This is a genomic window from Aphanothece hegewaldii CCALA 016 (genome assembly GCF_003007785.1).
GTDB lineage: Bacteria > Cyanobacteriota > Cyanobacteriia > Cyanobacteriales > Microcystaceae > Chroococcus > Chroococcus hegewaldii.
The window spans coordinates 191,843-218,296 of the sequence record NZ_PXOH01000005.1 but is presented as its reverse complement, the minus strand read 5'-3'; the positions used below and the strand labels follow the sequence as shown (position 1 = coordinate 218,296).

Here is a 26,454-nt window from a genome sequence, read left to right as displayed (position 1 = left end):
TCATTTATGACTAATGCTCCAGTAGAAGGACTTGATCAGATTGTCAATAAATTAAAAAATAAACCCGCGTCTGAGTGGCGACCCTATTTTAGTTTCAGCACTGATCATAAAGTGATCGGGATTCAGTATCTGGTTACATCCTTCGTTTTTTTCCTCATTGGTGGTTTATTAGCGATGGTGATTCGCGCTGAACTGATTACACCCGATGCCGATGTGATTAGTCGAGCGTTTTATAACAGTATCTTTACCATGCACGGAACGGTGATGATCTTTTTGTGGATTTTTCCGTCTCTGGTGGGTCTGGCTAACTATCTTGTTCCTCTGATGATTGGGGCGCGAGATATGGCTTTTCCGCGTTTAAATGCACTGGCTTTTTGGCTGGTTCCTGTCGCTGGAACGATTCTACTCTCTAGTTATTTGTTACCCAGTGGTACGGCTCAAGCGGGTTGGTGGTCATATCCTCCTGTTAGTATTCAAAATCCAAGCGGTGATTTAATTAACGGTCAATTTTTGTGGATTTTGGCAGTTGCGATTTTAGGCGTTTCTTCGATTATGGGAGCCGTCAACTTTGTCGCTACAATCTTTAAAATGCGAGCGCCTGGCATGACTTTTTTTAGAATGCCTGTTTTTGTCTGGACAGTTCTTAGCGCACAAATTCTTCAACTAACCGCCCTTCCTGCACTGACTGGAGGCGCGATTATGTTACTTTTTGACCTTTCTCTAGGAACGAGTTTCTTTAACCCCGAAACAGGTGGTAATCCAGTTCTCTATCAACATTTTTTCTGGTTTTATTCCCATCCTGCGGTTTATGTAATGGTTTTACCCGTTTTGGGCGTTTTTTCAGAAATCCTGCCTGTATACTCCCGTAAACCCCTATTTGGTTATCGAATTGTTGCGGTATCATCGTTACTAATTTCGATTGTGTCGGTTTCCGTCTGGGTACATCATATGTATGCTAGTGGTACGCCTGGTTGGATGCGAATGCTATTTATGTTTACAACGATGTTGGTTGCTGTTCCCACAGGCGTTAAGATTTTTGCTTGGACAGCGACCCTTTGGGGTGGCAAAATACGTCTACAAACGCCGATGCTGTTTGCTTTAGGTGCAATTATTATGTTTTTGTTTGCTGGCATTACAGGCGTGATGCTGGCTTCGGTTCCCATTGATATTCATGTCAATAATACTTATTTTGTGGTTGGACATTTCCACTACATTGTTTACGGCACGATTACAATGGGGATGTTTGCTGCAATCTATCATTGGTTCCCGAAAATGACGGGCAAAATGTATTATGAAGGCTTGGGGCAACTTCATTTTTGGCTTGCTTTTATTGGAACTAACCTAAATTTTTTGCCGATGCACCCCCTCGGTTTACAAGGGATGTTGCGCCGTGTTTCCTCATATGCACCTGAATACGCTTTTTGGAATGTTCTGGCGAGTCTTGGCGGTTTTCTCCTCGGTATGTCTACCCTTCCTTTTATTTTAAATATCGTCAGTTCTTGGATTCAAGGGGAAAAAGCCCCCGCTAATCCTTGGCGGGCTATTGGGTTAGAATGGTTAGTCTCCTCACCTCCACCAGTGGAAAATTTTGAAGAAATTCCGATCGTTATTTCTGTACCCTATGGTTATGGAAAATCTGATCCGTTAGTTTCTAATGAAGCAGCACTAAAAGCCGAATAAATGGCAATGGTAGGGGTTTGATGCTCCTACCTTCTTTTTTATTACTAGGATTAAACATGGATAGTTCAATTAAAACAGAATCATTACACCACACCGAAGAACATACCCACGATGTCCAAGGAACCAGTCTATTTGGTTTTATTATTTTTCTACTTTCTGAAAGCGTCATCTTTTTAAGCTTTTTTGCGGGTTACATTGTTCTGAAAACCACTTCCCCTAGTTGGCTACCTGAAGGAGTCGAAGGACTCGAAACACATGAACCATTAATAAATACTATTGTATTAGTTTCAAGTAGTTTCGTGATTTATTTTGCTGAAGAAGCCCTAAAAAAAGGCAAGCTTAATTTATTTCGATTCTTTTGGTTACTCACTTCAGCAATGGGAATTTATTTTCTCGTTGGACAAGCTAAAGAATGGAGTGAACTTAGTTTTGGCTTAACATCGGGTGCTTTTGGTGGAACTTTTTATCTACTTACAGGATTTCACGGACTACACGTCTTAACGGGCATTCTTCTACAGTTTTATATGCTGTTTCGCTCTTTCATCCCTAATAATTACGAGCCTGGACATACGGGAGTAACGCAGGTTTCCCTATTTTGGCACTTTGTTGATGTGATTTGGATTATTCTGTTTTGTTTAATTTATCTTTGGCAGTAAAGAGGAACAACCCATGATTATAGATGATCAATATTACGACATAATTATTATCGGTACGGGTGCAGGTGGTGGGACTTTAGCCTATAAATTAGCACCTACTGGTAAGAAAATTTTAGTGCTAGAAAGAGGGGATTTTATGCCCCTCGAAGAACAAAACAGAAGTAACGTTGATGTGTTTAAAAAAGAACGCTATTATCCTCCTGAAAGATGGTTTGATATTAATGGTGAACCCTTTTCCCCACAAACCAATTATGCGATCGGTGGTAATACTAAAATCTACGGCGCAACCCTAATGAGAATGCGTGAGCGAGATTTTGAAGCGGTGAATCATCAAGACGGTATTTCTCCCGCTTGGGGTCTAAAATATAGCGATTTTGAACCCTATTACACCGAAGCGGAACAACTCTACAAAGTTCATGGGCAAGCTTCAGATGACCCCACAGAACCCCACAGAAGCGCAGATTACCCCTATCGGGCCCTCGATCATGATCCCCAGGTCAAAGACATTGTAGACGCACTTTCTAAACAGGGTTTACATCCATCGTCGTTACCTTTAGGATTAACACGCGAAACCGAAGACCCAACCAATGATTCAGAAGTTAGCGGAATCGTTCCAGCCTTAACTCATCCCAATGTGACGGTCAAAACTTCAGCTAAAGTCGTTTGTTTACATACTAACCCCTCTGGAAGTGCCATCAAAGCAGTAGAAGCAGAAGTCGCAGGACAATCTTATTTATTTATGGCGGATATTATTGTACTCGCTTGCGGGGCAATTAATTCGGCTGTTTTATTGTTGCGATCGGCTAATGATGTTTGTCCCAATGGAGTCGCCAATAGTTCGGGGATGGTTGGGCGTAATTTCATGAAACATCGTATTACATCAGTAGTACAGCTTAGTGCTAGACCGAATTCGGGTAAATTTCCCCGTAGTGTAGTGATTAACGATTTTTACTGGGGTGATCAAGATTTTCCCTATCCGATGGGACAAGTTCAAAATACGGGGGGACTTCTCCAAGATATTATTTTTGCTGAATCTCCGCCCATTTTATCGGTACTCGCTAAAGTAATGCCTGGTTTCGGACTCAAACAAATGGCGACTCATTCTATAGGTTGGTGGGTACAAACCGAAGATTTACCAAATCCCACAAATCGCGTGCGAATTGAAGGAGAAAGGATCTATTTAGATTATACGCCTAATAATACAGAAGCTCATGAGCGTTTAGTTTATTTTTGGACAGAAGCCCTCAAAGAAGCCGAAAAAATAACGAATCAACGGGGGGGATTACATCCTTATGGAGAAATGCCCATTTCAGTTGTAGCAAATCAATGTGGTACGTGTCGCTTTGGTGAAGATTCTACTACTTCGGTACTTGATCTTAATTGTCGTTCTCACGATGTAGATAATTTGTATATCGTCGATAGTAGTTTTTTCCCTTCTAATGCAAGTGTTAGCCCTGCTTTAACCATTATTGCTAATGCGCTACGGGTGGGAGATCATTTAATAGAACGCCTTAAATAAATATAAATTAAAGTCATGCTCGTAGGGGTGCGGAATGCACTGCACGCCGTTTCGCGGAATTTAAAATTCCACGAGCGGTGCAGTTTGGTTGCCAAACCCTTAGATGAGTTTAAGTAGTAAAGCATAATAAAAATATTTTAGCGATCGTTTGACTTTTATCGCATAAAACAGATCGCAACTCAAAAACCTAAGTCAATTGTTCAATAAATAAACAACAAAACTTAGACTTTGATAAAAAGGTAGAAATTGAGATTGAGACAAATCAAAAGAGCATATTGGATGTTGTTCTTAGTCTAGATGACTCATCAAAAAAAAGCAGTGATCTAGATCACAGGTTAGCAGTGATCTCTATCTCATCATTTAGGGTAAACTATACTTTAAGCGATATGGCAGACCCAAAAACTATTTCTGTAATCCGCCCTTATCTTAAAATTACAAATATATATTTTTATCAAGAAATACAAAGTTTTGCTTCAAAAATTAACTTAAAAAATACGAGATTAACTAGCTTTCGGAAAAAGTGCCAAAAAGTAATTAAGTAAAATTACTGAGCTAAATTATAAGCGTTTTCAATTTAGTTAGAGAATCCGTAAATTCAACATCTTTTTTAAGAAATCAATTTGTCTTAAGATCAAATTAAATAAAGCTAAATAAAACGAATTAAAGGATTTAATAACAATGGTTTTTACCTCAAATGCAACCATAAAAACTGAAAAAATCCCAATTCCTCGACCCGAACACTGGCTGAAAAAAAAATATCCGCAAAAACATCACCATTACCGACTAGAAGACTTTTTTACTTTTCATACACCAAGCGGAACAATCATCGACTGGAACGATTGCCGTAATATTTTAGCAAGTGAAGATTTTATTATTGGTCTCATCGAAGGTTTAGAAGCAGAAGTTGGTAACGCTTCTGGCGTTGTCATGTATCAAATTGGTAAACAATGGGGAATAAAAGACGCAGCATTTTTTCGTCAATGGTTTACAAAAGAATACCAATATGAAAAAGAACTCCATCAACTCAATTTAGCCTATGTTTTAGAGGCTTGGTGGTGGCCTTTTACAAGTCAAGGTTGGGGAAATTGGGATGTAGATATGGGTGAACAAAAAAACGGTTTTATGTTCATCAATATTTATGATTCGGCAGTAGCACGTACTCTAGGAGATGTTGGTAAACCAGTTTGTCACATTTATGCTGGCTTAATGGCGGGATTTTTTAGCGAATTGATCAAAAAACCTCTTAGTTGTATCGAAATTCAATGCTACTCAATGGGTGAAAATTATTGTAAATTCCTTTTGGGCAAACAAGATCGCATTGATGCAGCGACTTTCTGGCAAAACGAAGGCGCGATCGCTAAAGACATCGAAAAACGGTTAATTAATGGAGAATATCTCAAATGATCAGCCTAACCGTTTTAGCTCAAATCAGCGTTGAAGACTTTTTCAATGATTCTAACTGGCGAGGGCAACCACATCAAATCAAACCTTTTCCTCAACCGGCGATCGATCCGACTGCACAACTATGGCTTAACGTAGAGGAATTCTTAAAGATCAGTAATTGGCAAGGTTCCTCAATATTAGATCAAGCCCTACCGACCCAAACTAAAAAAGCATTGCCTTTAACCTTATCTGTTCAAGAATATCTTAAATGCAATGGGTGGGACAGTAAGCTAACTATAACCAAACCGGAAGTAATGCCGAAACAACCCACAAAAACGGCGCGAAAAATGCAAGTAAACGACTTAACTAAACTATTTTAAGGACAAAACCATGCAAACCGACTTTGAAGATTTTTTTCATCGCTCTGAACATCATTATTTACAAAAATCAGAGATCCTACTGTTCAGACAACATATAGGAATTCTACGTCAACGTTTAGCGACTTATGAAGCCTTACGAAATAAAGAAATTGAGATATTTCAGGCTGTCGCAAATCAACTCGAAGTAGAATGCACCACAGAATCAACACAACAGTTAGGAAAAGCTCTAAAACATTGGATTTGTGTCATGCGTTACTGTGCAATGGCGATGTTGCTCAACAACCCTGAATTTTTACAACATCGTCTCCTAGAGTGGCTGACTGACATCGTTACAGCCCATCAAATGCAAACACTAGAACAAAAACTCTATGAGATATTAAACGACCAACTTACACAAATGTTGCCCCCGCGACAAAATGAACTCATTAAACCCTTTTTACAACAAGCTCAACAAACCCTCTTGAGTGATACCAGTAAAGCCGAAGTTTTAACCTAGGAGAAGACATATGATTGATATTGCAGAATTAATCGACAAACAACCCGTAAAAGGCAATTATTTCGCACCCGATGTCTATGTACAAGGTGATGTAGAATTGGGTTTAATCGAAAATCGTCACGGTTCCCGACTCCTCGCCTTACCCGAAACACTTTTACAAGGTTTATTTGCTGCACTTGAAGAAGAACTAGGACTCAGTGGTAATGTTGCCCTTTTTAGTTGTGGTCGTTGGTGGGGAAAAAGTTTCTATCGACGGTTTACCAAAGAAATAGAAGGATACTACGGTAAACCTTTGGGACAAATGGAAATGATTGAGTTTCTTCAATGTTTTAAAGAATGCTGGAAAACTCACGGTTGGGGTGTACTCGATGTTGACTTAAAGTATTATCATCAGGGGTTTATCGTCCTCAAAATTGTTAATTCTCCCTTTATTGAAGCCGCGCCCCATCATCAACGACCAATGGGTGCATTAGAAACAGGTCTTTTAAGTGCTTTCTTTAGCCAACTGACGGGACAAGAATTACATTGCGTGCAAACCGCTTGTGAGTCACTAGATGCAGAGTGTAATTATTTTGTTGTTGGTCTTGCAGACCGTTTAAAAACAATTTCCGCTTGGATGGCAGAAGGTCATGACCATGCAACAATCATGGAATTACTTTGCCGAAATCAAACAACATAAGGAGATATTGGAGTGACTAAACTGATTAAACTTGATCCAATAAATCAAGAAATTGCGCTTCAAACTAACGATAATTTACTTGCTGCTTTGCTCAAAAAAGATTTGAATGTTTCCGAAGAATGCGGCGGTCGGGGGATGTGTTCTACGTGTCATATTTATATCAAAGATGGCATGGACAGTCTATCACCTCTTAATCGTCGAGAACAAAGAACATTAGAAGTTATTACGACAGCAAATCATTATTCTCGTTTAGCTTGTCAAGCGCGAGTTATTGGTCAAGGTGTTGTCATTGAAATTCCATCGGGAATGTATCTCAATGAAATTGATAATATTGAAGATTTAATTGGTCGTCGCGCTGAAAAACCGATCCTTCATCCAATCACCAGTAAGGTTTTAGTCGAAGAAGGAAAATTAATTACTCGCTCAATGATTACTCAACTGAAAGACACTAAAATAGCGGTTTCTGACTATTTAGCTAAAACCTCGGATGCGTCAATAATACTCTAATTATCAACAAACTAAAAGTGAATTATGTTAAAACAATTAGCCAGTTTAAGTATTAAAACAGATGGACGTTATGCGACAGAATCTGAGTTAAAGTTTTTAAAAGATTATTTAGATTCTGTTGAGTTACGGATTAGTACTTACGAAAAAATTCGGGATCAAGAAGAAGAAATTCTACAAAAATGGGAAGCCGTAAAACGTAGCCATACAGAAGATCTTTATCACATGGGGGATTATGATATGACAAAAACTTGCCGCCGCGATCAGACTAATTCTCTTCGGTTTGCAACAACAGCAATGTTATTAGATGAATTAGATCGGTTTAGAGAAGGTACATTAATTTGGTACAAAACGATTGTTAACTCTTTTAAATATCAAGCCTACGCTAAAGTTAATTATCTTTTAATTCAAGAGGTCATTAGGCTTTATTTATCGGCTGAAGAAGTCGAGTTAATTAATCCAGCTTTTCAGCTTGAACACACAATTTTATCATCCAATTAGTTAGAGGATTTGTCCAATGATTAGTCAAAAAAATTATACAGTAACTCTGCTCAATGAAAAAAAAGGCATTCAACAAACTCTTGAGATTAATGCTGATGAATACATTCTTGATATTGCTGAAGAATCTAGCCTAAATCTACCTTATTCTTGTCGGGCGGGTGCTTGTTTTGACTGTTTAGGTAAAGTAGTCGAAGGGAAAGTTGTACAAACGGAAAAAGCCCTCGAATTTTTAAGACCAGATGAACTAGCCCAAGGGTATATACTTTTATGTGCATGTTCTCCTCGTTCTAATTGTACAATTCTTACCCATCAAGTTGAAGAATTGTTTGGCGAAGAGTAAATAAAAAGGTTTAATTACAGTCATCAATCAAAGGATTTTTAAGACAATGGATAATCAAGGTAAATTAGATGGAGTATCTGCTGTTTGTGCAGTTGGAGGCGCGATCGCTGCTCTTGTCACGAATTCTGCGGCGGCGGCAGCCCTTCCCTTAGCAGGTGCAATGATGCTACAAATTTATAACCGCAAACAACTCATGAATGAGATTAATAATCATGGGCAAAATGTGGAAAAAACACTAAATCTGATTCAAGAACAACAAAATCAATTTTCACTTTTCTCCGAAAAAATACAATTGATTCAGACAGATTTTGCTACACAAATCAAACTACAAAAACAAAATTATCTCAATAATTTTGAGAGACAAAACCAAAAAATAGAACAACATCAACAACTTTTGAATGAACTGAATCAAATTACAAATAAACTCATCACTAAACAAGAAGAATTAAGCCATGTAGTCGAAGAACTCAAACAAATTGAAAACGTAACTCAAGGATTACTCAATAGTCAACATCCTTATGAAATGTACTATCAAAGAGGATTGAGCCATCAACGCTTAGGTGATGAAAATGGAGCGATCGCAGATTTCACCACCGCCATTCAACTTAATCCCCATTATGCCAAAGCCTATCATATGCGAGGACTACTCAACGCCAATCTATGTCAATATCGAGCGGCTGTTTCCGACTTACGTTATGCGGCTAAATATTACTTTGAAATTGGCGATTTAGACAGCTATAAAACAACCAGAAGCCTAAGCAAAAAGTTGTGTGATGGCATCAGCGACATCGAAGCCGTGATCACCCAAGAAACCTTTGAACCCATTACGGCAAATCATTTGTTTGACGTAAATTAAAATCGTGCTACTGATCCCCACTACTAATCAAAGCACCCGAATAAACCGTACCTCTTTGAGCATCCAAAGACAAAAACGTTCCATCTCGAATAATTTGAGTCGCATTTTTAAACCCAACAATCACAGGTATACCCAACTTTTGCCCAATAACAGCCGCGTGATTGCCTGAACTAGCATCCTCCGTAATAATTGCGGAGGCTTTTCGCATCATTTCGAGAAAATTTGCGTTAGTCGATGGAACAACCAAAATTTCACCCCGATTAAAATCACCGATTTCTCTAGCACTTTTCGCCACTCTCGCACGTCCACTCGCCGCACCTTGTACAGCACACGTCCCGCGACCCAAAATCGACTTAACTACCTCTACTTTCACTAAATCCGTTGATCCCGCCACACCTTGAAGGGTTCCCGCCGTCATCACCACCAGATCCCCATCATATAAAAGCTGATCCTCTTGGGCTAAATTCATTGCCGCTTGAAAAGTTTGACTAATTGTCGCCAAATCCAACATAATCATCGGTCTAACCCCCCAAACCAACTGTAACTGCTGCGCTACTTCTCGATGAGGCGTAACCGCTATAATCGGGGTTCTGGGACGAAACTTAGAGACATTTCGCGCTGTTGCACCCGTTTTCGTCAAAGTCATAATCGATGCTGCCCCCAATTGTTCCGCAATTTGGCTTACAGCACCAGAAATCGCATTTGGAATAGACTTTCTGCCTTTTGAAGACTCTTTATAAGGATCATTAATTTCTTCTCGCTCAATCCGTTCCGCAATTCTCGCCATCGTCGCAACCGCTTCTACGGGATACTTACCAACCGCCGTTTCATTGGATAACATCACCGCATCAGTCCCATCGAGAATCGCATTCGCCACATCGGAAACTTCAGCGCGAGTCGGACGAGGATTATTCGCCATACTATCTAACATTTGGGTCGCCGTAATAATCGGAATTCCCAAACGATTTGCCGTACTAATTAAGCGTTTTTGCCAGATGGGAACTTCTTCGGCAGGTAATTCAACCCCGAGATCACCTCTAGCCACCATCACACCGTTACAAAGGGAGAGAATTTCCTCCATTTCTTTAACGGCTTCAAACTTCTCAATTTTGGCAATTACTGGAACCGATTTACCAGCACGAGCAATTAAATCTTTAATCTCTAAAATATCTTGTGGATTACGAACAAAACTCAACGCTACCCAATCGATCTGTTGTTGTAGCCCGAATAACAAATCTTCTTTATCTTTATCTGTCAGGGCTTTTACTGATAGATAAACCCCTGGAAAATTGACACCTTTATTACTAGATAAAACGCCACCAACAATGACCCGACAATGTAAGTTTTTTTGCTCCCGATCTATCTTAATTACCTCCATTTCGACTTTTCCATCATCTAACAGAATTCTCGCTCCTTCTGGAACTTCATCGGCTAGTTGTTCATAGCTGACATAACTAATTTCCTGATTACATTCCACGTCTCGACGACTTGTCAAAATATAAGGATCACCCGGTTTAAGAGTAATAGTCTGACATTTATATTTCCCTAGACGAATTTTTGGTCCTTGGAGATCTTGTAAAATACCAACGGGTTGATTAAGTTCAAAAGCAATCTGACGAATCAGACGAATACTGTTAAGATGGTATTCGTGATCTCCATGAGAAAAATTGAGGCGAAACGTGGTCGCCCCAGCTTGAATCAACTGGCGCAAAACATCTTTATCTTGGGTAGCGGGTCCGATGGTAGCAACAATTTTAGTTCGACGAGGGAAATTAGAAGATCGCATTTTTATGTCGGAAAAGTAAGCAAAAGGTTATGATACTAGGCGATGGGCTTGTTTGGCTATCCTTTAAGAAAAAATGCCTAAATTTTTAGCAAAGGATAAAAGATAGTCTCAGTTCAGTTTTAGTTTTTTCATTCCCATCTTAAAACATTCCGACACCATAATCTTTAAGGAATTTGACACATGGATGCTTTTAGCCCGACTCCCCCTGCTTGGACTCAAACCGCGATTCATGCTTACCGATTTTGTTGCCCTCGGTGTCAGGCATCCGCGTCTAAGGCTCAACAAGTTTGGATGAATCGGCGTTCTCCTGTAATGGGTGAAGATTTTCGTCGGAAATGGCAAGAATTTTATCAGTGTGAATGCGAACAATCTTGGTGGGCTTGGAGTAGCGATCGCCCGCCTTCGGAGTTAACGAAACCCGATGAATGAAATGAGATCGACAAAACGGGATATTCTACTTATATGTAGTGCTTTAATTATTTTTTGCTCTTTGTGAATTGACTCAAACCTTCAAGATGCCATTTTCTAAGATTCTAATTGCTAATCGGGGAGAAATTGCCCTACGGATTTTACATAGCTGTGAAGAACTGGGAATATCGACTGTTGCCGTTCATTCAACCATTGATCGCAATGCCCTTCATGTTCAGTTAGCCGATGAAAGTGTTTGTATCGGCCCGCCACCGAGTAGCAAAAGTTACTTAAATATTCCTAATATTCTCTCGGCAGCTTTAACCCGCAATGCCACAGCTATTCATCCTGGCTACGGTTTTTTATCAGAAAATGCGCGTTTTGCTCAAATCTGCGCGGATCATCAGATTACCTTTATTGGCCCCAGTCCGTCGGCTATTCAGGCGATGGGAGATAAATCGACGGCTAAAAAAACAATGCAAAAAGTCGGAATACCAACGATTCCGGGTAGTGGTGGCTTGATTTCTTCAGAACAAGAAGCTCAGGCGATCGCTCTTGATATGGGTTATCCTGTTCTCATTAAAGCAACTGCGGGGGGAGGAGGACGAGGAATGCGCTTAGTTCGCCATCCTGAAGAACTACCGAACCTCTTACAAGCCGCCCAGGGAGAAGCCGAAGCCGCTTTCGGGAACTCTGGGGTTTATATGGAAAAATTTATTGATCGTCCCCGTCATATTGAGTTTCAAATTCTCGCCGATAGCTACGGAAATGTGATTCATTTGGGAGAGAGAGACTGTTCAATTCAACGACGACATCAAAAATTACTCGAAGAAGCCCCTAGTCCTTTTCTTACGCCTCATCTGCGTAAACGAATGGGAGACGCGGCGGTTAGAGTGGCTAAATCGATTAATTATGTGGGTGTGGGTACAGTTGAATTTTTAGTCGATCAATCGGGTAATTTTTATTTTATGGAGATGAATACCCGCATTCAAGTTGAACATCCTATCACTGAGATGATTACAGGTTTAGACCTAATTAGTGAACAAATTCGCATTGCCCAAGGGGAAAAACTAAGTATAAAACAATCACAAGTTGAATTTAAAGGACACGCGATCGAATGTCGGATTAATGCAGAAGATCCTAACCATAATTTTCGCCCCTCGCCTGGTAAAATTAGCGGTTATTTACCACCCGGTGGCCCTGGTGTGAGAATGGATTCTCATGTCTATACAGATTATGAAATTCCGCCTTATTACGATTCATTGATTGGTAAACTCATTGTTTGGGGACCAGATCGAGAAACGGCAATTAAACGCATGAAACGTGCTTTAAGAGAATGTGCAATTACTGGTGTTCCGACTACCATTGGCTTTCATCAAAAAATTCTAGAAGTTCCTGCTTTTTTAGAAGGAAATGTTTATACAAATTTTATACAAGAACATTTATTAAATGGTTAATGTATACTAGATAACCGATTGTCAAAATTATTTTGCGTTTTTGTAGCAATCATGCTTAAAATAACTGAAAAACAATAGCAGGTTTAGTCTTTCTGGCTTTTCATGAATTTATGACATCTGGGCTTTTGCAACAATTTTATGCAATTTTTTTCGGGGTTGTCAGTTTGTTGCTGGCTAATAATTTATGTTTAAAACCGCTTCAAGCTCAATCTTTGATATTCAATTTAGAACAGCCATTAAATTTAGATTATCGAGATATTCCCTCATTTACTAACATTAACTCATCCTTACCCTCAGAACCACAACAACCTATTCCTTTACCTTCTCCTCTTCCCCCACTAGAAGAACTTTTACCCTCTCCTGTGATACCGATTTTGCCTGAAACAGAATCTTTAGATATTCCAGGCAAAATTTTTGTACAAAACTTTGAATTTGAAGGTAATACCGCTTTTAGTGATACAGAATTAGCTCATATTATTAAACCCTATACTAAACGACTAATTACTTTTGTTGAACTTCTACAAGCACGTTCAAAAATTACTCAGTATTATGTCGATCAAGGATATATTACCAGTGGTGCTTTTATCCCACCACAAACGATTAAAAATGGGATAGTTGTTATTACAATATTAGAGGGAAGTCTTGAAGATATACAGGTGAATGTACAGGGTAGGCTAAATCCTAGTTATGTCCGCGATCGTCTGAAGATTGCTAGTAGAAAACCCCTGAATATTAATCGATTATTAGATGCTTTACGACTGTTACAACTTAATCCGCTTATTCGGAAGATTTCGGCACAATTAGAAACAGGAACACGTCCAGGTAATAATATTCTAACTGTTGCTGTAGAAACTGCTAAAACCTTTTCTTCAGATGCAATTTTTGATAATGGGCGTACTTCTAGTGTTGGTGAATTTCGTCGAGGTGTCCAAATAAGTGAGGGAAATTTACTCGGTATAGGTGATAGAATCAGTGGATGGTATCTTAATACTGATGGTAGTAATGATTGGAATATTTCTTACAAAATTCCGATTAATGCTTATAATGGAAGTCTAGAATTTAATTATCGGAATGTCGGCAGTAGAGTAGTAGAAGAGCCATTTAATCTACTGAATTTAGAGTCAGATTATCAAAAATATTTGGTTTCTCTACGTCAACCCATTATAGAAACTGCAACACATAGTTTAGCTTTTGGCTTGACTTTTGATCATCAAAAAAGTAAAACCAGTTTTTTAGATGATCAACCTTTAATTGAAGGTAGCGCAGATAATCAAGGACGAACTAATGTTTCTACAGTTCGTTTATTTCAAGAATGGATTAGTCGAAGTAAATTTGAAGTTTTTTCAATTGTTTCTGAGTTTAGTTTTGGTTTAGATGCTTTTGGGACGACGGAGCCATTTGATTTTAGAATTAATCCTAATGCACCTGATAGTAACTATTTTTTATGGCGAGGACAAACTCAATGGGTTCGTCTTTTAGCTCCAGATTTTTTATTATATATTCATAGTGAAATTCAATTAGCTGATAGTCCATTAGTTCCGATAGAACAGTTTGGTTTAGGTGGTTTAAATAGTGTTCGTGGTTATCCACAAAATTACGTTTTAGGAGATAACGGATTTTATACAACTGTTGAATTACGAATCCCTATTTATCGCACTTATTCTTCAGATAATGTCTTACAAATTGTTCCTTTTTTTGATGTCGGGCGAGTTTGGAATAGTTTTGGTGTTCTTAATCCAAATCAACAAACTTTGGCTTCAGCCGGGTTAGGTTTACAATGGCAATATAAAGATCTGATTAAAGCTCGTATTGATTGGGGTATTCCTCTAATTAATGTAAAATTAAATAAAAATTCTTTACAAGATCATGGGATTACTTTTTCCATTATTATTAGTCCATTTTAATTGAATTACTGACATATAACTATGAGCAATTTTAAAAAAATCTCTCAACATCATCAAGAACAAAAAACATGGTTTAAAACGACATTTCGTCTGAAAGGATCAGTCATTCCATCTATTTTTTTTAGAGTCATGTTTTGTTCATTTCTGGCTTTAATTTTAGCTTATGCTTATGCAATAGGTTACAAATCAGTCGCTTTACCCATTGATGGCACTATTTCTAGTTTAGTTTTGGGATTATTATTAGTTTTTCGCACGAATACCGCATATGAACGGTTTTGGGAAGGACGCAAACTTTGGGGAGAACTCAATAATAAAATACGCAATTTAACTAGAGCGATTTGGGTTTTTGTTGTTGAAGAATCTCCCGAAGATAGAAACAGAAAAATTTCTATATTATATCTTTTAGTTGCTTTTGCCGTTGCGACTAAACTACATTTAAGAGATGAGACAAATTATTCAGAATTAAAAGATTTAATGACAGATAAAAAATATGAAAAACTTAAACATATGAATCATATTCCTTTAGAAATAGCTTTTCTGGTAGGAGATTATTTACAAGAACAATATCAACGCAATTGTCTAAATTCTTATCAACTAACAGCAATGTCTAAAATCTTAGATCAGATGGTTGATACATTGGGTGGTTGTGAACGAATTCTTAGAACTCCGTTGCCTTTAGCCTATTCAATTCATCTTAAACAACTTTTATTTCTTTACTGTCTGTCTTTACCTTTTGAATTAGTTGATCGTCTACAATGGTCTACTCCTATTGTTGTGGGTATTCTCAGTTTTACTGTTTTTGGTATTGAGGAAATCGGTTTAGAAATTGAAAATCCTTTTGGCAAAGATCCTAATGATTTACCTTTAGATCAAATTTGCGAAAATATAAAAATTAATCTCGAAGATTTAATCTCTTTTGCGCCAAGTGTGAGAAATTGGAGCAATAATAAAAGTTTAGTCCAGCAAGATGCCGAATCAGAACAACCCTTGTTAGAATATTAAACACTTAAGTATGTAAATAAATATGATTAGTCATAAAAATTTAGAAAATTTGTCTTTTGAAGAAGCGATAGACATTACACAATCTCTGATCTTAAAAATGAAAACTAATGAACTATCAGCATCAGAGATTGAATCAATGATCGTCGCATTAGTAAAAACCGAAAACGGGGCTAGAGGTTTTTTTGTCACCTATCTAACGGTTGTTGACAAAATAGCCGATCATCCCTCTCCTGAAGTGATTAATGCTCTTAAAGCTTCTCCTGAAATTGTTAGTCAATTATTAGTCAAAAATCTCGCTATGTCTACCGCAACTGCAATCTTACATCGACGCAATGATGATCAAGAAATGGCACAAGGATCGGATCAAGTTCGTCACAGAACTACACATCTAATTAAACAACTACCTTCGGATACATTATCTAATCATTTAAACCAACTTAAAGAAAGTCTCGAACAAAATAAAGGAGAATACACAGATTTCTTAAAACGTTGGAAATATGATACGGAACAAAAAGAGGCAATTTATCAATCTCTTTTAAGTTTAGAAGTCTAAAAAAACAAATCATGGCTATTACTTTAGCAAAAGAAGCGATCGCATCCCTGATTAATATGGCCTCTCAAGGCGATATTGATCCTTGGGATGTTCCCGTGATTGAAGTCATCGATCGTTTTTTAAGTGAATTAGGATTACAAGATCTTGATACTGCTTTAGTACAAGCAAACTTACCTCAATCGGGTCAAGCTTTTTTATGGGCATCAATGCTCGTTTTATACAAAGCAGACACCTTAGAACGTATTGCAGAAGCAGAAGAAGAGGAAATTTTAGATTTAGTCAACTTTGAGGAAGAGGATCTAACCAGACGTTTACCTTTAAGTTTAGAGCAACACATTCGTAGACGAACATCTGTACCACCTGTCCAAAAGCGACGCGTTACCCTTCAAGAACTTATTACTCAACTTCAAGAAATAGCCAGCGAACTCGAAACCCGAAGCGCACCTAAACCCGTTTTAGCCCGACAAGTTCGACCCCATCGAGAAACCCTCAAAACAATCACCGAACTCGCTCACCAAGAAAATTTAACCGAATTAGCCGCAGAATTAGATTATTTCCTAGAACAACAATTTATACAGCGAGAAATAAACTCGATTAATTTTGAAGAATTATTAAGCTGGTGGAGCGAGAAAAAGGGCATCGAGCAACATCAAGATCGAGTAGCCATTTTTTGGGCGTTATTATTGCTGTCTTCTCAATCCAAAGTCGAATTATGCCAAACTGATTTTTATCAAGATTTGACCATTAATAAACCATAGACGTATCGCCATTCACTTCGAGCCGCATATATTTACTCAAAGTCATAAACTTGCCGGCTAGGGTTTCCGCTACATTTGGACTAATCCAACCCATTTGTTGCAGTAAATGAATAGCGACAGCATATTTAGCCCGTTTAGAACCGTCTAAAACCTTAATCGCTAAACCCATTCCTTCGCCAACTCGTCCGATACATTGTACCCCTTCTGCACCAGATTTACTGACAATTTCCCCTTCTGCTAATTGCATTAATTCGGTGTCAAATAACCCCTCACCGGCAATCATGCGCGGATAATAAGTCATTGCTCTTTCAACTCGTTCTAAATCTACATTTTGTCCAGAGGCTAACTGAGCGTACAAATGTGCCATCTGACCTAATTGCATGGAATAAGTAGGGGCTCCACAGTCATCATGGGCACTAATGAGTTCATCACCGGGCATTCCCAGTAATTCAGAAATCTTATTTAGAATGAGTTGTTGTACAGGATGATTTCGGTTGAGATAATTATGTAATGGCCAATCACACTGACGACAAACCGCTAACATTCCTGCGTGTTTACCCGAACAGTTATGCTGTAAAGGACTTTGTTTCCCTTCAGGAATAGGACACTGTAAAGCATTAGAATCTACATCAGAACGCCAGAGAATGTTAAAAACTTGTCGTGATTGTTCTATAGTTCCCTGATGAGAACTACACATAATGGCTAAATCTTTGTCTGTCAATCCGTAGCGTTCTATAGTTCCTGTACTGGTAACGGCTAACGCTTGGAAGGGCTTAAGCGCAGAACGAATAAAAGCATTAGTCTCTGAATTGCCCGCCACTAAAAGCACTCTGCCTTTATTATCACAGACGCTGGCTTCTACATGGTGAATTGATTCGATAATTCCTTCTCTGAGTAGATGGACGGCAATTTTAGCGGTTGTAGTACGTTTGCCCCTAGTCATGTGCAATTCGGTTATAGTAAAAGAATAGATATATTTACAAGAAAAGCAATAAAAGACTACTGCTAGTGATGATTATCCCTGATATAAGGGCTGTCCTTTGCAAACGATTTAAAATCGGCCGAATAGAGTAAGTAACTATCAGTCGATCTCTGGCTAAAATTTCTGATGTTTTAGTCCAAGTTTGTCCATCATACCATCCAGACTCTTCATAAAACACTTTATCCGATTGTAGGCGATCGCAAACATATAACCAGCCGAGATACAAGCGCGACAAAATTAATCCCGTAAAAATGCTAATCCCTAAAATACTAGATAACAGAAACTTCAATAAAGCTTTTTGTGGTGGAAAACTAGCGGCGGCGATGGGTGCAATCAAACATAGTCCCCAAAATGCTACCCACGCTAATTTCTTGCAGTATGGAATTAATTCTAACAGACCCCACCGAAAAAACCAAGATTCTTTTAATGCTTCGTATTCATTGACGGGTTGCTGTTCAGTTGGAACCGGACAAAAATCTAAAGATGATTCTCTCATAGAAGTTTGCTCACACAGAGTGGATAGGGGAAAACTCGATACGTTCAGCATGACCCCAAAACGCTTCTAAATTATAAAATTCTCGCTCATCTGGTAATAAAATATGAACGATCACATCTCCATAATCTTGTAAGATCCAGCTTGCTTCGGTTTTTCCTGCGACTCTTAAAGGGATTTTCTCGTGGTTTTGGGCGACTTTTTCTTCGATTGCTTCAGAAATCGCTCTCATTTGTGTTCTTGAAAAACCCGTCATAATAATCAAGTAATCTGTCAAGTAAGAAACATCAGTCGTTCTTAAAATCGTGATGTCAGCCGCTTTTTTTTCGTCTGCTGCTTCGGCGATCGTTTGCACTAATAATTCAGTTTGATGATCTAGAACCGAAGGAGAATCAATTAAATGAGTATTTTGTCTGGGAGATGGTGTTTGATTGATCATGCAGTGCTTGTGTTTACTATTTACAATAATAATTAATTGAACTATTTTGCTCTCTCTATTCTATTTTAACTCTTTCTTTTTTTCGGGACAATAAAACTTTTTTAACTTCGTTGTTTTACAATTTGTAAAGCCCAATTCCGAGTTAGAACAGTTCGAGGATGGATTGTTAGATAACTGTTTAATAAATATTTTAGAGAATAATCACAGGTTTGATAGACACTTTTATAAAGATTTTCTTTACTTTGTTGGCGTAGTGTTTCTAATTCTATGCTATTGCCGCGACTGGGTTCTAAAGCATCGGCCACAAAAACAACACAACTAAGCTCACTCATCCCAGGCCGACCTAAAGTATGATTGCTGATAGCCGTTAATATTTCTTCATCAGTTACGCCAAACTCATTTTGAGCAACGATCGCACTTACATCAGCATGCAATAAATGAGGATTTTCTGCACAAACTGGGTCAATTTCTATGTGATTCGCTTTAGCCATTTCTAATAATCGACTGGGTTTAAAAAATTTAGCCAAATCGTGCATTAATCCCGCTTGTCCTGCTTTATGGTAGTCTAAATGGTGATGCTTTGCTAAATCAATACTCATCTGTTCCACACCCAAAATGTGTTGCAAACGATGTTCAGAAACGTTTTCCGCTAACCAAGATAAGACTTGCTCTCGCATAGCTCCGTTTATTACACAATAGAATAAGACTATTTTAACTAACTGCTCCAAAAATACTAAATTTATCTATTGTTGATGGTTAGATTGATCGAATAAAAATATGTTATGGTTTGCTTTGCTTCATGAGCGATTATTTACGGAAAACCGAGGTAAGGATTACGGTAATAGTCGCACTAGCAATTAATGTGAAAGCAAGTTGTACAACCCATTGTGTCGCTTGTCTGTAGTCAGCAAATCTTTCATCAAAACGCTTTACATCTGTAGACAATTTCTCAACATCGTTAGATAATCTTTCAACATCGGTAGATAATTTATCAACATCGGTAGATAATTTATCAACAACAGTAGATAATTTATCAATTCTTACGATTACGTCTGTTAGTGTGGGTTCGTTGTTTGGTATTGGTGTAGTAGTCATTTGAGTTACCCCATTGGATTGATATTGATCGTATCGTCTCAATTGAGAAATCTTAAGGAAATAGTAACATCGACTCATCTAATTATTTAAGACGCATCTTATAAAATAAAAAATAGGCTGCTGTGAGAAATAAAAATGAACGCAACAAATGAAATAATCGTAATCGGTGGGGGAATAATTGGATTAGCGATCGCAGTTGATCTTAAACTTCGTGGTTCATCTGTGACGGTACTTAGCCGAGATTTCCAACAAGCGGCGAGTCATGCAGCAGCAGGAATGTTAGCCCCATATGCGGAGAAAATCCCCCCAAGTTCTCTGTTAGATCTTTGTCTTAAATCTCGTTGGTTATATCCAGAATGGGTGAGAAAAATCGAGGATTTGACAGGCTTAGATACGGGATATCATCCCTGTGGCATTCTTTCACTCGTCTATGAAAAACCCTCATCTTTAGATGATACATGGCTAGATCAAGAATCAATTAAGCTTTATCAAAGCGACCTAGGATTAGATGTCGTCGGCGGTTGGTGGTATCCTGATGATGGTCAAGTCGATAACCGTAAGCTTGTCATAGCGTTGCGTCAAGCGGCCATTAATTTAGGAGTTGATTTAGTTGAAGGCGTTACCGTTAAAGCAATTCAACAACAACAGCATAAAGTTAAAAGTCTTCTTACCTCAAACGGCGAATACGAAGCCCAAACCTATATTCTAGCTTCTGGATCTTGGGCGAGTCAACTATTACCAATTCCTGTACATCCCATCAAAGGGCAAATGGCCGCCCTTAGAATGCCAATAGATTCGGACAATATCCCCCCCTTACAACGGATTCTCTTCGGTCCCCAAACCTATCTAGTCCCCCGTCAGGATGGACGTTTAATCATCGGTGCTACCTCAGAAAAAGTCGGATGGAAAACGGGTAATACTCCCGATGGCTTACAAACTCTTTTGAGTCGTGCGATTCAACTGTATCCCCCTCTCAAAGATTGGCCAATTGAAGAAACTTGGTGGGGTTTTCGCCCAGGTACTCCCGACGAATTACCCATTTTAGGAACGAGTTCTTGTGATAATCTGATCTTGGCACTGGGGCATTATCGGAATGGAATTTTACTTGCTCCTGTGACGGCCTCTTTGATTGCAAATTTAGTTTTACAAGGCAAAACCGATCCACTATTAAATCAGTTTAGAGACTTCCGCTTTTCGCCAAAATCTTCTACTAATCCTATTATGCTCAATTCTGCTGCTATGCCTTTAACAATTTTCAACGGTAAAAATACTCAAAGTGAACTCATTACCCCTTCAGATGAGTTAGTCATTGCCGGACGTAAATTTCGTTCTCGCTTGATGACTGGTTCGGGAAAATATGCCAATTTAGATTTAATGAGACAAAGTATCATAGCGAGTGGTTCTTGTATTGTTACCGTCGCAGTGCGTCGCGTCCAAACCAAAGCCCCAGGACATGAAGGACTAGCCGAAGCGTTAGACTGGTCTAAGATTTGGATGTTACCGAATACCGCCGGGTGTCAAACGGCAGATGAAGCCATTAGAGTAGCGCGTTTGGGTCGAGAAATGGCTAAATTATTAGGGCAAGAGGATAATAATTTTATTAAATTAGAAGTGATTCCCGATGCGAAATATCTTTTACCTGATCCCATCGGAACTTTACAAGCGGCTGAACAATTGGTTAAAGAAGGTTTTGCGGTTTTACCTTATATTAATGCTGATCCCCTTTTAGCGAAACGATTAGAAGAGGTCGGATGTGTTACAGTCATGCCATTAGGATCACCCATTGGATCGGGTCAAGGCATTAAAAACGCGGCAAATATCGCAATTATTATCGAAGAATCTAAAATCCCTGTTGTCGTCGATGCTGGCATTGGAACACCGTCAGAAGCCTCTTACGCGATGGAATTAGGGGCTGATGCACTACTGATTAATAGCGCGATCGCACTGGCTCAAAACCCTTCCGCAATGGGGCAAGCGATGGGTATGGCGACAGTTGCCGGAAGATTAGCCTATCTCGCGGGAAGAATGCCCATTAAACACTATGCGAGTGCAAGTTCTCCGTTAACAGGAACTATTGGATAATTATGCCTGATTTTACTCAAATGAGCCGAAAAAAGCTTAAAAGTTATATCCTTCAACATCCTACCGATGATGATGCAATTACAGAATTATTCGTTAATAGACGAAGTCCTGATGCTAAAATTTATCCTTTTCCGTACGACATGAGTAAACAAGAATTAGATGACATTTTCCGTAACGCTATTCAAAAAGATCAATAAATTTTACAGACGCGATATATCACGTCTCTACTAAACAATATGTAGGAATAGGGTTTGGAGACCAAACCCCTACAGTTTACTGTATCAGATCCCTATATGTTCTCCCTTTATTCAAAACTGGCTCAATGCCCTCTAAGTCCAATAAAGGATCTTAGCAAAAGGAAAACGTTTGTGTAATTCCTCCTCAAAAAAACGGCGCATTGTTTTCATCAAAGAGGAATCATAAACATACTTACTACTACCAAACTTGTTCCGTTTGAGGACGCGAGTCGATTCATCCATGTCTAACTTGCTATTAGGATACCAAGTTTCTAAAGTTTCTTTCGATTTTGGAGTAAATCGATGAGTGATTAACTCGAATGTTAGATTAGTTTCAAAGTCTATTGCTGTACTAATCGAGTCAAATAAATTTTGATAATGTAACTGCCAATTTTCCATCGGCATAATTGGCGCAATGACTAAACCAATAGGATAACCACCGCCATAGAGTGCTTTCGGTAAAGCCAAGCGTCGCAATGCTTGAAGGCGTGAATTTACCGAGGCTGTACCCCCCTCTAATTGTCGGGAAAGTGGGGCAGCATTGACACTCATTCGACAACGAGTGCGATCGTTATGGGGTAAATGCAATAAATTATCTACTCCGTCAAACTTTGATACCCAACGGAGATGACCCCCCTCAAACGAGCCAAAGAAACGGATACATTCTGCTAAACTACCTGTTAGATGTTCGATACCAAGAGGATCGGTATAACAACTAACTTCATAAGTGGTAACGTCTGAAGAACTGGCATAGGTTTTTAAATTCTCTAAGATTTGTGGCAAATTGGCATAAGCACGGATCATCGGAGGTCCCTGTAGACTACCAGCGAGATAGCAATACTGACAATGAGCGGGACAACCTTGAGCAAGATGGAATTGCCAGTCAGCAGAAGGAGGAATTGGACTAAGCTTAAAAGAACTTGGCGGAGCAGTGACAACGGCTAAAGTACTTTTAGCTATACGATAAATTTCTCGCTCATCATCTCCTTTGATTGAAGTGAGTCGGTTATGAGGGAGCTTTTCTACAGGCAAGTTTAGTGCTTCTACCCTTTTGAGGATCTGTTGTCCCCAAGGTTCTTGAAGGGCAGCAGGAGTAAAAATGACGCGCTCAGGCATCCACAGACGCGCCGATGAGCTAGTTTCTTTTTTTGCAAGTTCAGCTAATAACAAAGCTTTTCCTATTGCTACATCTATCTTTATTATTAACTAAACCTGAGTGATTAGCTGTTGAGAGAGAGGTCGGATTATACTCTCTAATGATGGTAATTGCCGAATCAATACAGAATATTAACTGCAAAAGAATACAAAGTTTACTTAAACTAAGTAGGTGGTCATCATTAAATGTAGAATTAGTTCTGATTATAAGTTAGATCACCTGAAAGCTATCCATATGGGGAAAAAGTTAAAAAACACTGTTTTATTAATAGATTACGAGAATATTCAAGATATTGATTTATCTATTATTCAAGAGCATGATATCGAAATTAAAATATTTGTCGGACAGTCACAAAATAAAATTCCTATTGAATTAGTGCTTTCTTCTCAAAAATTAGGTCAACGAGTAGAATGGATACAAATAGAAGGGACGGGTAGTAATTCACTTGATTTTCATATTGCTTTTTATCTTGGCAAGCTTAGTAATAATAACCTCTCGTTTATCATCTTATCGAAAGATAAAGGATTTGAACCATTGATTAAATATCTAACTAAACAGAATATTAACTGCAAAAGAATACAAAGTTTACTTGAAATATTAAAACAGAAAAGCCAAGATAAGACTCAACAAATAGATTTAACAGAAAAAGTTCTAGAAAATCTGGCCAAAATCAATAATTCACGTCCGACAACTCGAAAAACCTTGCGTCATCATATAAAATCTTTGTTGCTACACGAGAAACTCAGTGAGTCAGAGATTGATCAGCTAGTTAATAACTTATTTCATGAAAAAAAAGTTTCAGAAGTGAGTAACAAAATAACTTATCATTTCTAAACTAACTGAGTATTAGCATTAAAAAAGCGACGATAAACCCCTTCTGTAATCAAAATTGCGGTGAGTAAATTTGTAAACGCAATCATAAATAGAATTAAAATTTGATAAGATGCCGCATTCAATGGATCGCCACCCGCTAAAACTTGTCCTGTAAACATTCCGGGTAAACTAACTAAACCGACGACCATCATTTGATTTAAAGTAGGAATTAAACTAGCGCGGATCGCTTCTTTTTGATAGGAGGAAATCGCTTGATATGAGGTTGCACCAAGACAAAGATGAGTTTCTATGCTACTGCGGTTTTGTTCAATCACACTGCTCAGTCTTTCACCCGCTAAAGATGCACTATTCATCGCATTTCCTAAAATCATCCCTGTTAATGGAATTAAATACTGAGGATCGTACCAACGATCGGGTTTAATAATTAATGCTAAAACATATCCCAATGTTAAAACAGTACTCACCACCAAAGAACCGCCAACAATGGGCAATAAACCTTTAATTTTTTGACCAATACGGTTACGTGCGACAATACTCGCAATCATCATCATCAACCCCAATAACCCCAAAACCGCTAAAGGATTATTTAGAGCAAAAATGAAAGCAATCACATAGCCAACAACGAGTAATTGTAATATTGATCGTCCTGCTGCAATGATAAATTGTCCTTCTAATTCTAGATTTGAAAAGCGAGAAAGTGCGATCGCAACCCCAATAATTCCCAGTGCCAAACCTAAATCAGTTGGATCTAATTGAATAATCTCATTCACCCGCGAAGCATTCCTTTATGAGATCTTTTACAAATATACATTGCTTGATCCGCTTCTTGCCAAGCATTACCTAAACCTAAAGATGGATTGCGAAACGCTAAACCTATAGAAGCACGAACCCCCTGTGTGAATAGCTGTGTGTGGAGACGCTCAACTATGATTGAACCATCTTCACAACCCGCATCCACCAGCAGTATAACAAATTCATCACCGCCAATTCGTGCGACAATATCTTGCTTGCGTATTGTAGATTTAATAATTTGTGCTGCGTTTCTAATCAATATATCGCCACTTGCATGACCATATGTATCATTCACCTTTTTTAGATCATCAAGATCGATCGAAACCACGCAAGCGGAATTACCATAGCTACGACAACGATTTTCTTCTGCTGTTAATAATTGTTCCCAACCTCTTCGGTTATAAATTCCCGTTAAAACATCCGTCATCGCTTCTACTTTCGCTCTTTCAGTACGGCGAATTTGCTCAGTGAGTTTTAAATCATTGTCGAGGAGACTACAAAGCAAACGGGCTAATAATTCAATTAATGGTAACTCAGCCGCGATCGCTTGTGATTGAGGACTCGGATCAATAGCGCAGAGTGTACCAAATAAAGCACCACTCTCTAAGAGTAGAGGTATACCAACATATGCCCCAATTGTAACTTGTTGTGCGATCGGGGTTGCTGCATAAGCTGGTACAGCCGACGCACAGGGAGCAATTCTTGGGCCTCGCCCTGCCACCATTTGACTACAGAAAGAATCAGCCCAGCGAAATACGGTTCCTTCTTTTACTCCATAACCATGATCTTCGGCTTTAAGTACAATCCAATCACTGCCTTCTGTCCGCGTAACCATCCACAAATTGAAATTAAGACGCTGAGAAAGGTATTTTAAAACTTCTACTGAGGCTGTACTAAAGTCGGGATATGGATAGATATCCATCATATTGTCTTGTACTCTCTAAATTTCGTATTTTTTTGAAAAGTTCATGAGTTAAAAACACGCTTTTCTATTCTACGATAATGATCTAAAATCTGAGCAAAAACATGACTCAATTGTTAAAATAAACCTCACTTCAGATATAGCTCATCTATTCCCTAAAATAGAAGAATTTAATCCTTTCTATCAATTAAAATCTATGAAAAAGTTCTAAAAGTAGTGAGCTATACCCAATGATGACACCCACCCCTCTAAAAGGTACTGAACTAATTGACTGTGCCAGAGCAAATGGTAATGATGGAATTGAAGTAGCATCCAATCGATGTGGTTATGAGCAAGATATTAACGCATTTGAATCCGAACTTAAAAAAGCCTGTCAATCAATTGGTGTAGAGTTCAACAGCTTTAATGACATTCTGAAATCAACCACCGATTATCATAAAGATGCTGGACTAATTATTGCACCTGATACAGCCTCCGAGCTTTAATTTTTTATAGTTCACTTGTATTAAAAAAATTCCTGATAACAAATTTTGGGGGAGCTATTCCCTTTTTGCAAAAAAT

General features: G+C 38.5%; 30 protein-coding genes. 21 read left to right on the top strand and 9 right to left on the bottom strand.

The annotated features are described in order from the left end of the window. Positions 1 to 6 precede the first annotated feature (6 nt). The 11 genes from ctaD (at position 7) to C7H19_RS06960 (ending at position 8,994) form a co-directional block, all read left to right on the top strand. Entirely contained in the window at positions 7 to 1,680 is a 1,674-nt protein-coding gene (ctaD, locus tag C7H19_RS07010; protein ID WP_106456179.1) for a cytochrome c oxidase subunit I, read from the top strand. A gap of 56 nt (positions 1,681 to 1,736) precedes the next feature. Then, positions 1,737 to 2,336 (top strand): cytochrome c oxidase subunit 3, encoded by a 600-nt coding sequence (locus C7H19_RS07005; protein WP_106456235.1) that lies wholly within the window; start codon positions 1,737 to 1,739, stop codon positions 2,334 to 2,336. Positions 2,337 to 2,349: 13 nt separating this feature from the next. Continuing rightward, positions 2,350 to 3,855: a GMC oxidoreductase gene (locus C7H19_RS07000; protein ID WP_106456178.1), complete on the top strand. Its 1,506-nt coding sequence runs from the start codon at positions 2,350 to 2,352 to the stop codon at positions 3,853 to 3,855. 678 nt (positions 3,856 to 4,533) lie between these two features. Beyond that, on the top strand, positions 4,534 to 5,259 hold the full coding sequence (locus C7H19_RS06995) for a V4R domain-containing protein (protein ID WP_106456177.1): 726 nt from the start codon (positions 4,534 to 4,536) through the stop codon (positions 5,257 to 5,259). Next, a complete protein-coding gene (locus C7H19_RS06990; RefSeq protein ID WP_106456176.1) occupies positions 5,256 to 5,618 on the top strand; it encodes a hypothetical protein in 363 nt (120 codons plus the stop codon). Before C7H19_RS06995 ends, C7H19_RS06990 begins: the two co-directional genes overlap by 4 nt. A 10-nt stretch (positions 5,619 to 5,628) precedes the next feature. Beyond that, entirely contained in the window at positions 5,629 to 6,114 is a 486-nt protein-coding gene (locus tag C7H19_RS06985) for a globin family protein (protein ID WP_106456175.1), read from the top strand. 10 nt (positions 6,115 to 6,124) lie between these two features. Next, positions 6,125 to 6,793, top strand: coding sequence for a V4R domain-containing protein (locus tag C7H19_RS06980; protein ID WP_106456174.1), 669 nt, complete (start codon positions 6,125 to 6,127; stop codon positions 6,791 to 6,793). Between the two features lie 12 nt (positions 6,794 to 6,805). After that, complete coding sequence (locus C7H19_RS06975; RefSeq protein ID WP_106456173.1) at positions 6,806 to 7,300, top strand: 2Fe-2S iron-sulfur cluster-binding protein; 495 nt, start codon at positions 6,806 to 6,808, stop codon at positions 7,298 to 7,300. 24 nt (positions 7,301 to 7,324) lie between these two features. Next, positions 7,325 to 7,798: a globin family protein gene (locus tag C7H19_RS06970; protein ID WP_106456172.1), complete on the top strand. Its 474-nt coding sequence runs from the start codon at positions 7,325 to 7,327 to the stop codon at positions 7,796 to 7,798. 16 nt (positions 7,799 to 7,814) lie between these two features. Then, the gene (locus C7H19_RS06965; protein WP_106456171.1) at positions 7,815 to 8,138 is read left to right on the top strand and encodes a 2Fe-2S iron-sulfur cluster-binding protein; all 324 of its coding nucleotides are present in this window, start codon (positions 7,815 to 7,817) and stop codon (positions 8,136 to 8,138) included. A 46-nt stretch (positions 8,139 to 8,184) separates the two neighbouring features. Further along, entirely contained in the window at positions 8,185 to 8,994 is an 810-nt protein-coding gene (locus tag C7H19_RS06960) for a tetratricopeptide repeat protein (RefSeq protein WP_106456170.1), read from the top strand. A 7-nt stretch (positions 8,995 to 9,001) separates the two neighbouring features. Here the strand turns inward: C7H19_RS06960 and pyk are convergent, their stop codons facing one another. After that, positions 9,002 to 10,780: a pyruvate kinase gene (pyk, locus tag C7H19_RS06955; protein WP_106456169.1), complete on the bottom strand. Its 1,779-nt coding sequence runs from the start codon at positions 10,778 to 10,780 to the stop codon at positions 9,002 to 9,004. Between the two features lie 180 nt (positions 10,781 to 10,960). On the opposite strand from pyk, the gene C7H19_RS06950 reads away from it, so the two are divergent. The 6 genes from C7H19_RS06950 to C7H19_RS06925 all read left to right on the top strand — a co-directional run bounded on the left by C7H19_RS06950 (position 10,961) and on the right by C7H19_RS06925 (position 16,862). Next, the gene (locus C7H19_RS06950; RefSeq protein WP_106456168.1) at positions 10,961 to 11,209 is read left to right on the top strand and encodes a hypothetical protein; all 249 of its coding nucleotides are present in this window, start codon (positions 10,961 to 10,963) and stop codon (positions 11,207 to 11,209) included. Between the two features lie 86 nt (positions 11,210 to 11,295). Continuing rightward, on the top strand, positions 11,296 to 12,645 hold the full coding sequence (accC, locus tag C7H19_RS06945; RefSeq protein ID WP_106456167.1) for an acetyl-CoA carboxylase biotin carboxylase subunit: 1,350 nt from the start codon (positions 11,296 to 11,298) through the stop codon (positions 12,643 to 12,645). A gap of 110 nt (positions 12,646 to 12,755) precedes the next feature. After that, on the top strand, positions 12,756 to 14,549 hold the full coding sequence (locus C7H19_RS06940; RefSeq protein WP_106456166.1) for a ShlB/FhaC/HecB family hemolysin secretion/activation protein: 1,794 nt from the start codon (positions 12,756 to 12,758) through the stop codon (positions 14,547 to 14,549). A 21-nt stretch (positions 14,550 to 14,570) separates the two neighbouring features. Continuing rightward, on the top strand, positions 14,571 to 15,551 hold the full coding sequence (locus tag C7H19_RS06935) for a bestrophin family protein (RefSeq protein WP_106456165.1): 981 nt from the start codon (positions 14,571 to 14,573) through the stop codon (positions 15,549 to 15,551). A 22-nt stretch (positions 15,552 to 15,573) separates the two neighbouring features. Next, a complete protein-coding gene (locus C7H19_RS06930; RefSeq protein ID WP_106456164.1) occupies positions 15,574 to 16,104 on the top strand; it encodes a hypothetical protein in 531 nt (176 codons plus the stop codon). Between the two features lie 11 nt (positions 16,105 to 16,115). Continuing rightward, on the top strand, positions 16,116 to 16,862 hold the full coding sequence (locus C7H19_RS06925) for a segregation/condensation protein A (protein WP_106456163.1): 747 nt from the start codon (positions 16,116 to 16,118) through the stop codon (positions 16,860 to 16,862). Here the strand turns inward: C7H19_RS06925 and C7H19_RS06920 are convergent. The 5 genes from C7H19_RS06920 to C7H19_RS06900 form a co-directional block, all read right to left on the bottom strand. Continuing rightward, on the bottom strand, positions 16,849 to 17,805 hold the full coding sequence (locus C7H19_RS06920) for an asparaginase (RefSeq protein WP_106456162.1): 957 nt from the start codon (positions 17,803 to 17,805) through the stop codon (positions 16,849 to 16,851). The two genes, C7H19_RS06925 and C7H19_RS06920, sit on opposite strands and share 14 nt — an antisense overlap. Positions 17,806 to 17,839: 34 nt before the next feature. After that, entirely contained in the window at positions 17,840 to 18,340 is a 501-nt protein-coding gene (locus C7H19_RS06915) for a CGLD27 family protein (protein WP_106456161.1), read from the bottom strand. Between the two features lie 10 nt (positions 18,341 to 18,350). Continuing rightward, positions 18,351 to 18,776, bottom strand: coding sequence for a ribosome silencing factor (gene rsfS / locus C7H19_RS06910; protein WP_106456160.1), 426 nt, complete (start codon positions 18,774 to 18,776; stop codon positions 18,351 to 18,353). 101 nt (positions 18,777 to 18,877) lie between these two features. Next, positions 18,878 to 19,453: a bis(5'-nucleosyl)-tetraphosphatase (symmetrical) YqeK gene (gene yqeK, locus C7H19_RS06905; protein ID WP_106456159.1), complete on the bottom strand. Its 576-nt coding sequence runs from the start codon at positions 19,451 to 19,453 to the stop codon at positions 18,878 to 18,880. 130 nt (positions 19,454 to 19,583) lie between these two features. Then, entirely contained in the window at positions 19,584 to 19,871 is a 288-nt protein-coding gene (locus C7H19_RS06900; RefSeq protein WP_106456158.1) for a ssr2422 family thylakoid membrane protein, read from the bottom strand. A gap of 135 nt (positions 19,872 to 20,006) precedes the next feature. Between C7H19_RS06900 and thiO the strand changes: the two genes are divergently transcribed. Both thiO and C7H19_RS06890 read left to right on the top strand, forming a co-directional pair. Continuing rightward, positions 20,007 to 21,953, top strand: a complete 1,947-nt coding sequence (thiO, locus tag C7H19_RS27005) for a glycine oxidase ThiO (protein WP_106456157.1) — start codon at positions 20,007 to 20,009, stop codon at positions 21,951 to 21,953. Positions 21,954 to 21,955: 2 nt separating this feature from the next. Next, positions 21,956 to 22,150: a DUF6887 family protein gene (locus tag C7H19_RS06890; protein WP_342752266.1), complete on the top strand. Its 195-nt coding sequence runs from the start codon at positions 21,956 to 21,958 to the stop codon at positions 22,148 to 22,150. 132 nt (positions 22,151 to 22,282) lie between these two features. Here C7H19_RS06890 and C7H19_RS06885 read toward each other — a convergent pair whose 3' ends face one another. Beyond that, positions 22,283 to 23,359 carry a spore photoproduct lyase family protein gene (locus C7H19_RS06885; protein ID WP_245927349.1) on the bottom strand — a complete coding sequence of 359 codons (1,077 nt, stop codon included), beginning with the start codon at positions 23,357 to 23,359 and terminating at the stop codon, positions 22,283 to 22,285. Positions 23,360 to 23,579: 220 nt separating this feature from the next. On the opposite strand from C7H19_RS06885, the gene C7H19_RS06880 reads away from it, so the two are divergent. Continuing rightward, on the top strand, positions 23,580 to 24,179 hold the full coding sequence (locus C7H19_RS06880) for a PIN domain-containing protein (RefSeq protein ID WP_106456155.1): 600 nt from the start codon (positions 23,580 to 23,582) through the stop codon (positions 24,177 to 24,179). On the opposite strand, the gene C7H19_RS06875 is transcribed toward C7H19_RS06880, so the two are convergent. After that, positions 24,176 to 24,949 (bottom strand): ABC transporter permease, encoded by a 774-nt coding sequence (locus C7H19_RS06875; protein WP_106456154.1) that lies wholly within the window; start codon positions 24,947 to 24,949, stop codon positions 24,176 to 24,178. The genes C7H19_RS06880 and C7H19_RS06875 overlap by 4 nt on opposite strands. After that, positions 24,946 to 25,896 (bottom strand): GGDEF domain-containing protein, encoded by a 951-nt coding sequence (locus tag C7H19_RS06870; protein WP_106456153.1) that lies wholly within the window; start codon positions 25,894 to 25,896, stop codon positions 24,946 to 24,948. Before C7H19_RS06870 ends, C7H19_RS06875 begins: the two co-directional genes overlap by 4 nt. A 227-nt stretch (positions 25,897 to 26,123) precedes the next feature. On the opposite strand from C7H19_RS06870, the gene C7H19_RS06865 reads away from it, so the two are divergent. Beyond that, positions 26,124 to 26,378, top strand: coding sequence for a hypothetical protein (locus C7H19_RS06865; RefSeq protein WP_106456152.1), 255 nt, complete (start codon positions 26,124 to 26,126; stop codon positions 26,376 to 26,378). Positions 26,379 to 26,454 lie beyond the last annotated feature (76 nt).